Annotated in this window: 12 protein-coding genes; 3 read left to right on the top strand and 9 right to left on the bottom strand. The window is 75.0% G+C overall.

From position 1 onward, the window contains the following. Positions 1 to 247 precede the first annotated feature (247 nt). On the top strand, positions 248 to 799 hold the full coding sequence (locus DQ238_RS16915; protein ID WP_113782427.1) for a transcriptional regulator: 552 nt from the start codon (positions 248 to 250) through the stop codon (positions 797 to 799). 74 nt (positions 800 to 873) lie between these two features. Here the strand turns inward: DQ238_RS16915 and DQ238_RS16910 are convergent, their stop codons facing one another. The 5 genes from DQ238_RS16910 to DQ238_RS16890 all read right to left on the bottom strand — a co-directional run bounded on the left by DQ238_RS16910 (position 874) and on the right by DQ238_RS16890 (position 8,040). Further along, positions 874 to 3,564 carry a LuxR C-terminal-related transcriptional regulator gene (locus DQ238_RS16910; protein ID WP_113782426.1) on the bottom strand — a complete coding sequence of 897 codons (2,691 nt, stop codon included), beginning with the start codon at positions 3,562 to 3,564 and terminating at the stop codon, positions 874 to 876. 257 nt (positions 3,565 to 3,821) lie between these two features. Next, positions 3,822 to 6,542, bottom strand: a complete 2,721-nt coding sequence (locus DQ238_RS16905; protein ID WP_113782425.1) for a hypothetical protein — start codon at positions 6,540 to 6,542, stop codon at positions 3,822 to 3,824. 114 nt (positions 6,543 to 6,656) lie between these two features. Next, positions 6,657 to 6,857, bottom strand: a complete 201-nt coding sequence (locus tag DQ238_RS16900) for a hypothetical protein (RefSeq protein WP_113782424.1) — start codon at positions 6,855 to 6,857, stop codon at positions 6,657 to 6,659. A 421-nt stretch (positions 6,858 to 7,278) separates the two neighbouring features. Then, positions 7,279 to 7,461: a hypothetical protein gene (locus DQ238_RS16895; protein ID WP_113782423.1), complete on the bottom strand. Its 183-nt coding sequence runs from the start codon at positions 7,459 to 7,461 to the stop codon at positions 7,279 to 7,281. A 375-nt stretch (positions 7,462 to 7,836) separates the two neighbouring features. Beyond that, positions 7,837 to 8,040, bottom strand: a complete 204-nt coding sequence (locus tag DQ238_RS16890; protein ID WP_113782422.1) for a hypothetical protein — start codon at positions 8,038 to 8,040, stop codon at positions 7,837 to 7,839. Between the two features lie 418 nt (positions 8,041 to 8,458). On the opposite strand from DQ238_RS16890, the gene DQ238_RS16885 reads away from it, so the two are divergent. Together DQ238_RS16885 and DQ238_RS16880 are read left to right on the top strand one after the other, a co-directional pair. Then, entirely contained in the window at positions 8,459 to 9,304 is an 846-nt protein-coding gene (locus tag DQ238_RS16885) for a glutaminyl-peptide cyclotransferase (RefSeq protein WP_113782421.1), read from the top strand. 359 nt (positions 9,305 to 9,663) lie between these two features. Next, positions 9,664 to 10,101 carry a hypothetical protein gene (locus tag DQ238_RS16880; RefSeq protein ID WP_113782420.1) on the top strand — a complete coding sequence of 146 codons (438 nt, stop codon included), beginning with the start codon at positions 9,664 to 9,666 and terminating at the stop codon, positions 10,099 to 10,101. A 32-nt stretch (positions 10,102 to 10,133) separates the two neighbouring features. On the opposite strand, the gene nusB is transcribed toward DQ238_RS16880, so the two are convergent. From nusB to aroQ, 4 genes are read right to left on the bottom strand one after another with little or no spacing between them, the layout of a single operon-like run. Next, entirely contained in the window at positions 10,134 to 10,541 is a 408-nt protein-coding gene (gene nusB / locus DQ238_RS16875) for a transcription antitermination factor NusB (RefSeq protein WP_113782419.1), read from the bottom strand. Between the two features lie 22 nt (positions 10,542 to 10,563). Beyond that, positions 10,564 to 11,124 (bottom strand): elongation factor P, encoded by a 561-nt coding sequence (gene efp / locus DQ238_RS16870; RefSeq protein WP_113782418.1) that lies wholly within the window; start codon positions 11,122 to 11,124, stop codon positions 10,564 to 10,566. Beyond that, a complete protein-coding gene (locus DQ238_RS16865; protein WP_113782417.1) occupies positions 11,125 to 12,249 on the bottom strand; it encodes a Xaa-Pro peptidase family protein in 1,125 nt (374 codons plus the stop codon). It abuts the gene before it with no gap. After that, complete coding sequence (gene aroQ / locus DQ238_RS16860; RefSeq protein ID WP_113782416.1) at positions 12,246 to 12,680, bottom strand: type II 3-dehydroquinate dehydratase; 435 nt, start codon at positions 12,678 to 12,680, stop codon at positions 12,246 to 12,248. Before aroQ ends, DQ238_RS16865 begins: the two co-directional genes overlap by 4 nt. Positions 12,681 to 12,708: the final 28 nt, after the last annotated feature.

Genomic DNA, 12,708 nt, shown 5'->3' with positions numbered 1-12,708 from the left:
CGGGTGGACCGACGCCGACGGTACTGCACGTCCGGGTGGAACCCGCGCCGCCGCCGGTCCGGGGCTCGACCTCGACGCAGCGTCGACCCCGGACGAGGCCCGCGGACGTGACCGGCGCCGCGCCGGGAAGGGGACGCGATCGGGCCCTCGTGACCCGGGAGGATGGTCCTGGTGTCGCTGGAGGCGTTCGACCAGTACGGTCAGTGACGACAACCCCCCAACGACGACGGACAGTGAGCAGGAAGCGATGAGCACCGACTACTCACGGGCCCTCGGTGCCCGGCTCCGCGCCATCCGCAACCAGCAGGGGCTCTCGCTCCAGGGAGTCGAGGACAAGTCGCACGGCCGCTGGAAGGCCGTCGTCGTCGGCTCCTACGAGCGCGGCGACCGGGCGGTGACCGTGCAGCGGCTCTCCGAGCTGGCCGTCTTCTACGGCGTCCCGGTCTCCGAGCTGCTCCCCGACCCGCGGCCGAGCTCCGCGGTCACCTCGACGACGAAGATCGTGCTCAACCTGGAGTCGCTGGGCTCGCTGCCCGCCGACGAGGCCGGTCCGCTGGCCCGCTACGCCTCGACCATCCAGGCGCAGCGGCACGACTACAACGGCAAGGTCCTCTCGATCCGCGCCGAGGACCTCAAGTCGCTGGCGATCATCTACGACATGAGCCCCGACGAGCTGACCAGCCGGCTCATCGAGTGGGGCGTGCTCTCCCCCGGCATGGAGAGCGTCGTCGGCTTCGGCGGCGACGAGGACGAGGACGAGCCCAACCCCAACTGGGAGCGTCGCCGCAGCCCGCGCTGAAGCAGGTCCCCCTCCCGAGCCGCCGGGACGCCGAGGGCTCGGAGGAGCCGGTCGGGACGGTCGGCCCTCCGCGCTCAGGACCGCGCGGACAGCCGCGGACCGCGCAGCGCGGACTCCCCCGGACCGCCGCGCGGCCGCGGGTCCACGAGCGCGTCGGACAGCTCGCTGCGGCCGGTGATGCCGAGCTTGCCGTAGATGTGGGAGAGGTGCGCTTCGACGGTCCGCACCGACACGACGAGCCGGTCGGCGATCTGCATGTTGCTCAGCCCACAGCTGGCGAGGCGGGCCACCTCCTCCTCCCGCGCGGTGAGGGACGGAGGCAGCAGTGCCCCCAGCGACGGGCTGCCCGACAGCCCGCACTCGCGGGCCAGCGTGACGGCCCGCGTCATGGCCGTGGCCGCCGGGCGCCGCGCGCCGCGCCGCTCGTGGGCAGCGGCCGCCTCCGCGGCGGCGTCCGCGGCCGTCAGCAGCAGCCCGGCCTCTTCGAAGTGGCGGCTGAGCAGGTCCAGGTCGTCGCCGGCCTCGGCCGCGACCGCCGCCACGTGGTCGGCGAGGTCCGTGACGAAGGTCGACTCCAGGCGCCGGGCCAGGACCCGGAGCCGGTCGGCGGCATGGCGCGGACGCCCGAACCGGTAGGTGGCGTGGAGGATGAACGCCTCGGTCGCCACCTGGCCCTGGTCCGCAGCGCTGCGGGCGGCCTCCCGGCTGAGCCGGGTGGCCTCGACCGTGTGTCCCTCGGCACCGGTCACCACCGCACGTGCGAAGAGGACGAAGGGGGTGTAGGCCGGCAGCGCGGTGTCGAGGGGGTCGTCGAGCTCGGCGACGAGCTGGCGGGCCGCGGCTCTGTCGCCGAGGAGCGACCGCGCCACCGCGAGCTGGGCACAGCACAGCTGCAGCAGACCGAGCGGGTCGGCCCTGCGCAGACCCGCGCGGGCCTCCACGAGCCAGCGCACCGCCCCCCGCACCCGGCCGGCGACGAGCGCGGCCCAGCCGCAGTGCAGGGAGGCGACCGCGTCGCCGCACCACTCGGGTCCGGCCAGGTTGTGCCGGTGCAGGTCGACCGCGCGGGACTCGAGGTCCCGCGCCCGGCCGCCCAGGAACAGCGCCATGATCTCGGCCTGCGCCAAGGCCAGGTGCACGAAGGCCGGTACGCCCGCCCGGTCCGGCCACGCGAGCCCTGCTCGCCCCTCCGCGACCCGCGCCAGGGCCGACCGCGGAGCACCGGTGACCGTGAGGCCCAGCGCGGCCGCCGCGGTCGCCAGCTGCCGGGCCGGTCCGTTCCTCGGTGCGGACGAGAGCACGGCCGTCGCCTCCTCGACGGCCCGGAGCGGGTGCCCGCCGCAGAAGGCCAGGACCGCTCCGGTCGCCGCGAGGACGCAGTGCGCCCGCTCGGACCGGACCGCCGACGCCGCCTCGTCGAGCACCGCCTGTGCCCGTTCCACCTGACCGAGCGCGCACGCCAGGTTGAGCACCCGGATCACCGTGGACTCGGCCCGGTCGTCGTCCGTGGCTGCGGCCACGGTGGCCTGCACGGCGAGCCGTTCGGTCTCCGCCGGCGAGCTCGGCCAGGCCGTGGCCTCCAGCAGCGTGCGGTGCGCCTCGGGTCGGCCGCCCGCCTCGATGGCGGCCCGTGCGAGCCGCTCCGCGAGGCGGTGGTCGAGGACGGCGGCCGCTGTCCGGGCGGCCTCGGTCAGTTGTCCGGCATCCGGCGCCGGCTCGCCGCCGTCGAGCAACGCGAGGCATCGGGCCGCCGTCTGTTCCGGGGACCGACCGTGTCCCGGCTCGTCGAGGAGCTGGCGCCGGATGCGCCGCAGCACCGCCTCCGGTGCGCCGTTCCGGACGACCTCGGTGTACAGCGGGTGGGCCGCACGGAGGCACCCCGGGGACCCGTCGGCGCTGTCCACGACGACGCCCCGCCGTTCGAGCCGGGCGACGACCTCGCTGCTGCTGAGCGCCTCGACCTGACGCGCCGGCAGCGGCTCGGCGGTGGCGAGCACCTCCAGGACCCGCCACTCCTCCGCGTCCAACCGGCCGAGCTGGGCCAGCACGATCTCGCACAGGCGCTGCGAGGGCAGCATGGCGCCCTCCCACCGCCACAGCCCCTCGGAGTCCCTCAGCCGACCGGTCCGGATCCCGTCCTCCACGAGTTCCCGGAGGAACAGCGGGTTGCCGCGGCTGAGCTGCCAGAGTCGCTGGCCCGTCCGGGTGTCCGCGTCCCCGCCGAGCACGTGGCCGACCAGCCGGACCAGCTCGGTGCGGCGCAACGGCTCCAGCTGGATTCGGTCGGCCAACCCGTCCTTCCACAGGGGCGCGGCCGGATCCGGCTCGGCCGCTCCGGTGCGCACCGTCAGGACCAGGGTGACGGCGCCGCTCGCGGCGAGCTGGTGCAGGAGGGTCACCGACATCGGGTCGAGCAGGTGGGCGTCGTCGACGCCGAGGACCGGGGTCGGGCCGGTGCCGTCCCCGGCGAGAGCCGCGGTCGCCCGCTGCAGCAGGACCAGCCCGGAGGCGCCGTTGTCCACCGCGGGCAGCAGGTGGGCGAGCGCACCGAGCGGCACGAGCGCCGCTGCACTCGTCGCCACCGCCCATGCGGTCGGGCGCCCCCTGCGCTCGGCGCAGACCAGGGCCTCCCGGGCGAGTCGGGTCCGTCCCACGCCCGCGGGACCGGTGATCACCAGGCTCCGCTCCCGCTGCTCGGTGAGCGCAGCGGTGATGACGCGGAGCTCGGCCTCCCGACCGACGAGAGGCCAGCGCGTCGTCTCCATCAGACCGGACGAGCGTGATCGGGGACCGGACCCGGCCGCGCGCGCCCCGTCGACCGCGCACGTCGCATCCGTCGTTCCAACGCTCCCGGCTTCAGCTTCTCTGCCACAGCCGCTCCCCCGAGCTCCTGGCACGGATCCCCGCGCCGACACCCTAGTGACAGTTCTGGGACAGGTCCGTCCTGCGGCACGTCACCTCCCGCGAGCGACCCATGGCGGACGGACCCCCGGCGAGGTCGTGACTGTTCGTGGGAATGAGGTCACGGTGCGTCTTGCGGGTCGGCTCCCGGCGTCGCCGAACCCGACCCGGGTCGGACCGTCAGCAGGGCGGGCCCCCCGCCGAACGCGGTCACCGGCGGCGTGCCGGCGGCGGAGGCGCCGACCGTGACCGTCCAGTCGGCCTCCTCCGCCGATCCCGGCGCCACCCGCACCAGCCGGTCGGGCGGGACGCCGTCGCGCAGGAGGTCGCCCCAGAGCCCGGGCGGCACCGCCACGGTGCCCCCGGACGACGACGGCCCGCCGATCCAGGCGCCCAGCTGCCCGTGCGGTGGCGTGCGGCCGCTCACCGGCAGGAACAGCGCTCCGGTGACGACGAGGACGAGCACGGGCAGGACCAGGGCGGCCCGCAGCAGCGGGTGCGGCCGCGTCTGCACGGGCCCACCGGTCCACGCGGCCATCAGGAGCACGCCGAGCAGGACCACGGCGACCAGGGCCACCGGGAGCGCCGCACCCGCCCCCCGCCAGGGCACCACGGCGAGCACGGCGGCCGCGCCGGCCGCCGCCGCCGGCAGGCGCAGGCCGCGGACCAGGAGCCCGGCGCCGGCGACCAGGGCGGCGAGGAGCAGGAGCACGGCCCGCTCGGCAGCCCCCAGCGGCAGCTCCGGCGGACCGCCCGGCGGCGTGGCCACGAGGACGGCGGCGGGGAGGACGAGGAGCACTCCCAGCCACGCCCGGCCGTCCCCTCGCACGGCGTCGCGACGGGCGTGTCGTGGACCGGCCGCGTGCCGTCCCGAGCCGCTCGGTCGGGCGCTCCCCCCGAGCAGGATCCCGATGCCCACGGTCAGCGGGACGGCGATCAGGGGCTCCGTGGCCACGCCCACGGCGATGGCGGTGGTCCCGAGCACCGCCGTGACGCGGCGCCGCGACCAGGTCAGGACGAGCGCGCCCAGCGCGGCCCACGCGGTGCCGACGATGCCGCTCCCGAGCGTGGCCAGCACGGTCACCGCCGGCCCCATCACCAGCACCGCCAGCAGGGGTGCCGCCACCACGACCGGGCGCACCCTCCGGATCAGGGCCAACGCCAGGAGGGCCGCGACCAGCACCGCGCAGGCCACGACGGCCAGCTCCCGTCCTCCGGCCACGAGCGTGTCGTGCCGCCCGAAGGCGCCGGTCGACCGGACGTAGCCGGCGAGCTGGAGGCGCAGGAGCCAGGTCGCCGAGCCGGCTCCGGGACCGTCCCCGCCGTGCGACGCGGCCCACGCGCCCTCGACCAGCCGGAGCTCCTCCGCGGTGGCCGGGTGCGACCAGGCGACCTGCGCCACCCGCACCACCAGGAGCACGCCGAGAGCTCCCACCCCGACCACCGCAGCGACCCGGCGGGCGGCCGCCCGGTGGACCGCACCGATCCGCCCGGCCCGGCGGACGGCGGGACGGCGGGCGATCAGGGAGACGGGACCGCGGGCCACCAGGGCGACCAGCGACCAGAGGACGAGGACGAGGCCGATCCACGGCAGCGCCAGCAGGAACAGCTGGAGGACGCCGAGCGTGGTCGCCGGTACGTCCCCGCCCCGAGCGTCGGCGTCGAGGCGCTGGAGGTACTCGAGCGACGCGTGCCAGGCGGTGGGCAGCAGCTGCGGCACGGCGAGGAGGACGGCGACCAGCCAGATGAGCAGCACGGGGACGATCAGCGCGACCCAGAGCAGGATCACCCGACGCGCCCGTGGCCTGAGCCGGCGCAGGAGCAGGTGTCGAGGGCGCCCGGGGAGCAGGCTGAGCAGCGCCGGCTTCACGAAGCCGAACAGCTCGGGGACCCCCACGAGGTCGGCGAGGACGTAGTAGCCGTCCAGCCGGAGGTTGGGGAGGAACTGCCAGAGGGTCTGGGTGTGCATGCTGACCAGCAGGACCAGCAGCCACGGCTGCTCCGTGCCCAGGTAGCACAGGCCCAGCGCCAGCATGGCGATGGTGTTGAAGTAGACGCCGCCCAGGTCGGTCCGCAGCCGCCCGACCCGGTCGAGGCGGTAGCTGTCGGTGACCTTGCTGTAGAACGCCGGCCAGACGATGTAGAGGCCGACGCCGAGGTCGCCGGGACGGGCGCCACCGTAGCGGCAGGCGGTCACGTGGCCGCACTCGTGGAAGGCGGTGAAGACCGCGGTGGAGCCGAGGAGGGCCAGGACGAGCCCCGGATGCCGGGCCACGTCCGCGACACCGGACTCGAGCCGGCCGAGGACGTCGCCGCGAGCGAGGATCCACACGTCGACGGCGACGAAGGCCGCGACGAGCGCCACCCACGCCGGCCGGGTGAACAGCGGCCGGAAGAACCCGGCGATGCGCCAGGTGACGCGGGCCGGGACGACCCCGGCGCGGTGGCGGAGGGCGAGCAGCGGGTCCGCGCGGATCGGCGCCTGCGGGGTCGCGCTCCCGGCCTCGGTGGCAGAGGCGCCGGTGTCCTGGTTGATGAGGATCCCGACCGGTCGGAGCCGTTCCTCGACGAGGAAGGTCACCTGGTCGGCGGTCAGCTCCCGGTCGAGCTCGGCGCCGAGGTCGGCCGCGATCCGTTCCGCGTCCCGGCCGTCGAGGGAACCGGCCACCCGGTAGAGCAGGCGCGGCACCTGCATGACCTGCCCATCGGCGCGGCGGATGAGGAACCGCGGGTCCTGGTAGGCGGAGTCCTGGTACTCCCCCAGCAGCTCCGTGCCCGGGGCCAGGCGGGGCAGCGGGACCGCACCCGTCGCCGGGCGGTCGAGGACCTCGCTCTGCGTCACGCTCGCCTCTCTCGTCCCTCGTCGGCCGTTCCAGACACGGGGAGGGGCGGTCGAACCGACCGCCCCTCCCCTCGGCGCGGCGGACGCCGGGGCGGCCGCCGCGCCGTCACCGGGTCAGCCGAGTGCGACGTTGCTCCCGGCCAGCGCCGCGGCGACGGCGGCGTTGAGCTGGTCGCCACCGAAGTTGATGTTGCCGGCGTTCACCGCGACGGCGATGGAGAGGTTGCCGTTCTGGCCGAAGAAGGCCTGCATCGTGGTGCGCTCGGGCAGCAGCTCGACCTGCTCGTCGGCGATGAGCTCGAGGGCCTCGGACATGGTGTCTCCTTCAGGATCGGTACGGGATCGGTTCTGGATGGAGTCCGCCAGGAAGAGGACCGCAGCGCTGCCGCCGGACCCTCCCGCTCGCCCCGTGAGGTGCCGAACCCGGCCGCGGTCCGGGATCGGCGCGCGGAAGTCTCCAGCCGCTCGGGGGCGGGCGCATCCGCGTCCGGCACCTATCTGCTCCGGCCCTGGCACCGATGCCCGCCCCGTCGACCACCAGTGAGCCCGGGGGGCCCACGTACCGGCGGGCGACGACCCGCATCCTCGAGTGCCCGGTCGGGCAGGACAGGCCCGTGGTGGGGTTGCGGCCGTGCGCCGGGCGCACACGCGAGGAGGGGCGGCCGGGAACCGGCCGCCCCTCCCTGACCCGGCACAGCCGGACCGCGCATCACTCCATCAGCACGACGCCGAGGCGTCAGCCGACGATGACGTTGCTGCCCGCGAGCGCCGCGGCGAAGGCGGCGTTGAGCTGGTTGCCGCCGATGTTCGCGTTCAGCACGTTGGCGGCCACGGCGAACGCCTGGTTGCCGTTCTGTGCGACGACGACCTGCATCGTGGTGCGCTCGGGCAGCAGCTCGACCATCTGGTCCTCGAACACGGGATCTCCTCGGGATCGGTACGAGTGGGCATCACCGGAGAGGCCGATCGGGCCGCTGTGGCCCGGCCTCCCGTGCGCCTCGTGGACTGCCGCTCGCGGCCGCGGTCCGGGATCGGCGGGATGGAGTCTCGAGCGGAGGCGCGGACGCCGACATCCGAGGAGACCACCTATCCGGTCCGGCGCAGTCCCGGTCCCCGATCGCCCTCACCACGGTGCTCCGCGGTCGCCCCACCTAGGCGCAGCCGTGGCAGGGAGCGCCTCGGGGGAACCGTGCGACCGCCGGACGAGAGGAGGGGCGGCCGGTGTCCGGCCGCCCCTCCCCGACCCGGCACGCGACCGGGCCGCTCGTCACTCCGTCAGCACGACGCCGAGACGTCAGCCTCCGAAGAAGACGTTGCTGCCGGCCAGGGAGATGGCGGCAGCGACATTGGCCTGGTCGCCGCCCACGTTGACGTTGCCGGCGTTCACGGCCGCGGCGACGGCGCTGTTGAAGTTCTGGAAGGCGAACAGCTGCATGGTGGTGCGCTCGGGCAGCAGCTCGACCTGCTCGTCGACGATGAACTCGAGGTCCTCGGACATGGGATCTCCTCAGGGTCAGTACCGGGGATGGGGCCTGCGGGGGCGAGGACTGCGGCGTCGCCGCCGGACCTCCCCGCTCGCCCCGTGGACTGCCGGTCCCGGCCGCGGTCCGGGACCGGCAGGCGAGAGTCTCGGGCCGCGCCGGAGCCGAAGACATCCGGGGGGACCACCTATCTCGACCGCGTCGGATCCCGGTCCCGGGTCCGCCCACCACGGCTGCGGCCTCGTGCGGCACCTAGAACGCGGGGCGGACACGGAGTCACGGGGGCGTGTGCTCCCGGATCCGCCGCACGGGTCGTAGCGTCTGCGCTCTGCAGCTCGTCCCGGTCGCCGACCGCAACCGCCGGTCGACCGGATCGGCGCCGGCTCCGGCCGCCGGTGACCCGAGCACCCCACCCGAACGGATCGAGGCCGCTGCATGCACCACGAGATCCGCCGTCGAGCCCTCGGCTCAGTCCTCCTCACCGTCGCGGTGCTGAGCGGCTGCGCCGTGCGCGAGAGCACCGAAGTCTCCCTCTACGGCGAGTCGGCACAGTCCCGGGACTCCACCGCGAGCGACCCGGCACAGCCGGTGCCCGTGCTGCGGGCGGAGGTGCTCGCCGAGGTGCCGCACGACCCGTCGGCCTTCACCGAGGGTCTGCAGTTGACCGACGGCACCCTCTACGAGGGCACCGGGCTCGCGGGCGAGTCCCAGCTGCGCGAGCTCGACCCGGCGACGGGCGGAGTGCGGCGCGCCGTGCCACTGCCCGGGCAACTGTTCGGCGAGGGCGTGACGGTGGCAGGGGACCGCATCTGGCAGCTCACCTGGCGCGACCACGTGGTGCTCGAGTGGGACCGCGCCACGCTCACCCTGCGGCAGCAGCTGCCGCTGGACGGCGAGGGCTGGGGGCTGTGCTACGACGGCACCCGCCTGGTGCGCAGCGACGGCACCGACCGGCTGCGCTTCCACGATCCGGTCACCTTCGCCGAGACCGGCTCGGTCCCCGTGACGTTCGACGGCGAGCCGGTGACCCAGCTCAACGAGCTGGAGTGCGTCGACGGACAGGTGTGGGCCAATGTGTGGCCCTCCGACGTCCTCGTCCGCATCGACCCGGCGAACGGACGGGTGACCGCTCTGGTGGACGCGGCCGGGCTGCTCGACCCGCAGCAGCGCGCGAACGCCGACGCGGTCCTCAACGGCATCACGGCGCTGGGCGGCGGCGAGTACCTGCTCACCGGCAAGCTGTGGCCGACCTCGTTCCGCGTCCGGTTCGTGCCCGAGTAGCGGGTGCCCGGACCGCCCACAGCCGGTCCCCTCTCCCGGGGCCCACGATGGGCTGCCGCGCCGGGCCGCACCCCGGATGTCGACCGGCCACGGCCGCCTCTCCGCCCGACCCCGGACGAGGTGGCCGCGCACCACGGCCCCACCGGCGCCGCACCACCCGGGTGCGACCAGGGACCACGGCCCTTCCCCGAGCCGTGCCGGCGGGCGGGTGCGCCGCCGCCGGACCGTGCTGGGATGACGCCTCGGGGCCGGTGCCGACGCCGGCTGGGTCACCGCGACGGCCCCGCGCTCGACCGGATGACCGCCCGTCCACCGTCTGGAGGTGTCCCGTGCACCGTCCTTCGCCCACGCTCCCGTCGGTGCCGAGGAGACGCGCCCTCGCGCTGCGCAGGGGGGTCCTCGTCTCGGCGCTCCTGCTCCTGCTGGCCCTGCTCCCGGCGTGCGCCCAGTCGTCCTCGTGGAACCGCGCGGCGATCGTCGGCCCGATCCGTGCCCTGCTCGACGCGGTCACCACGGCCGCGAGCGCCGGGTCCGTGAGCACCGGGTCCGGATCCGTGAGCATCGTGTCCTGTTCCGGAGCCTCCTGCTCGGTGACCCTGGGTGGCAGCGGCTCGCAGGCGCACGTCCTGGGGACGACGATCGGCCTCACGGGGGTCGACGGTGACCGGGCGGCCCTGCACGTGGACGACCAGGACGTCACCTGCACGCCGGGGCAGACGGCCTCGGTGGGTGCGCTGCGGCTGACCTGCACCGCCGTGGAGGGTGACAGGGTGTCGTTCACCGTCGTCGAGGGATGACGCCCCGTCGCCGGCCGGGGTGACCCCGGAGGTCAGCTGGTGGGGACCTCGGCGTCGAGGATGGCGCCCAGGACGCCGTTGACGTAGGCCGGCGAGTCGTCGGTGGACAGCGTCCTGGCCAGCTGCACCGCCTCGTCGATGACCACCGGGTCGGGCACGTCGTCGACCCACAGCAGCTCGAAGACGGCCATCCGCAGGATCGCGCGGTCGACGTCGGGCAGCCGCGCGAGCGACCAGCCGTGGGCGTGCCGGTCGATCAGCTCGTCGATCCGGGCCGCGTGCTCGGCCATGCCCTCGACCAGCCGGACGGTGTGGTCGTTGACCGGCGGGTGACCAGCGGCCACCTCCTCGGCCAGCTGCTCGCGCGGGTCCCGGCCGCGCAGGTCGGCCGCGTAGAGGACGTCGACCGCGCGCTTGCGCGCCTTGGACCGGGCGGCCATGTGACCTTCCCGCCCGCCCCGGTCAGTTGGCGCGGCCGAGGTACCGGCCGTCGCGGGTGTCGACCTTGAGCCGGTCGCCGGTGTTGACGAACAGCGGCACCTGGACCTGGGCGCCGGTCTCCAGCGTGGCCGGCTTCGTGCCGCCGGTGGAGCGGTCGCCCTGCAGGCCCGGGTCGGTGTGCGCGACGACCAGCTCGAGGGTCACCGGCAGCTCGACGTAGAGCGGGGTGCCCTCGTGGACGGCGACGACGACCTCGGTGTTCTCCAGCAGGTAGTCCGCGCCGTCGCCGACGGTCTCGGCCGGTACGTGGATCTGGTCGTAGGTCTCGCTGTCCATGAACACGAAGTCGGTGCCGTCGCGGTAGAGGTAGGTCATCGACCGCTTGTCGACGGTGGCGGTGTCGACCTTGGTGCCGGCGTTGAAGGTCTTGTCGACGACCTTGCCCGAGAGCACGTTCTTCAGCGTGGTGCGCACGAAGGCGCCGCCCTTGCCCGGCTTGACGTGCTGGAACTCGGTGACGGCCCAGAGCTGGCCGTCGAGGTTGAGGACCATGCCGTTCTTGAGGTCGTTGGTGGTAGCCATCTAGAGGACCAGCAGTTCCTTGCTCGTGAGGGTCAACAACTCGGGCGCGTCGTCCGTGACGATGAGCGTGTCCTCGATCCGGACACCGCCGTGCCCGGGCAGGTAGACGCCCGGCTCCACGGTGACGGCCATGCCGGCGGCCAGCCTACCCGCGCCGCGCGGCCCGATGCCGGGAGCCTCGTGGATCTCCAGCCCCACCCCGTGGCCGAGGCCGTGGGAGAAGTGCTCGCCGTGGCCGGCGGCGGCGATGACGTCGCGGGCGGCGGCGTCGACGGCGACCACGTCGGCGCCCACGGTGAGCGCGGCCCGTCCCGCGGCCTGCGCCGCGGCGACCAGCTGGTACACCTCCCGCTGCCACGCTGCCACGTGCCCGCCCGCCCCGCCGAGCACCAGCGTGCGGGTCATGTCGGAGTGGTAGCCGTCCACCGTGGCGCCGAAGTCGAGCTTGAGCAGGTCGCCGTCGGCCAGCACGGTCGCGTCGGGCCGGTGGTGCGGGATGGCCGAGTTGGCGCCGGCGGCCACGATCGTCTCGAAGGACGGCGCCTCGGCGCCCATGGCCAGCATCCGGGCGTCCAACTCGCGGCCGACCGAGAGCTCGGTGCGGCCCGGCCGCAGCGCCCCCTGCGACGTGAGCTCGGCCAGCGCCGCGTCGGCGATCGCGCAGGCCCGCCGCAGCGCGTCGACCTCGTCGGCGTCCTTCTCCACCCGGAGCTCCTCGACCGCCCGCCGGATCGACGTCAGCTCGGGCACCCTGCCCCCGGCGGCGGCGTCGGCGAGCACCTCCTCCAGCGCGTGCAGCCCGTCGACGGTGAGGTGGTGGCTCTCGTAGCCGATCCGCCCGGCGCCGCCCCGGACGGCCTCGCGGGTGAGGGCGGCGACGGTGTCGCGGTCGACGAGCAGCTCGACGTCGGGGACCTGGGTACCGGCCTGGGTGGTGTAGCGGCCGTCGGTGCCGAAGACGTCGGGGTGGGTGGGGGACGGATCGGTGCGCAGCAGCAGCGCCCCGTTGGAGCCGGTGAACCCGGTGAGGTAGCGGACGTTGAGCAGGTCGGTCACCAGGACGGCGTCCAGGCCCCGCTCGGCCGCGGTCGCCCGCAGCCGCCCCCGGCGCTCGGCGTGCCTCACCGCGCGCCCCGGGCGGCCAGCCAGCGCAGCGCCAGCGCGTACCCCTCGACGCCCAGTCCGGCGATGACGCCGTCGGCGACGCGGGAGACGTAGGAGGAGTGCCGGAACTCCTCCCGCCTGTGGATGTTGCTGATGTGCACCTCGACCAGCGGCGCGGTGAGCATCGCCAGGGCGTCGTGCAGGACGACGGAGGTGTGCGACCAGCCGCCGGGGTTGATGACCACCGGGTCGCCGGCGTCGGCCGCGGCGTGCACCCAGCGCAGCAGCTCGCCCTCGTCGTCGGTCTGCCGCACCCGCACCTCGAGGCCGAGCTCGCCCGCGGTCGCGCCGATGAGGTCGACGAGCTCGAGGTAGGTCGTCGACCCGTAGGTCTGCGGTTCCCGCTGGCCGAGCCGGCCGAGGTTGGCCCCGTTGAGCACCTGCACGGTCACGTCTGCACCTGCCCCGTCACGTCGCCCA

The sequence above is a fragment of the Geodermatophilus sp. TF02-6 genome, from assembly GCF_003319115.1.
Taxonomy (GTDB): Bacteria; Actinomycetota; Actinomycetes; order Mycobacteriales; family Geodermatophilaceae; genus Geodermatophilus.
The sequence above is the reverse complement of the archived record's forward strand: the minus strand, read 5'-3'. Positions and strand labels throughout refer to the sequence as shown.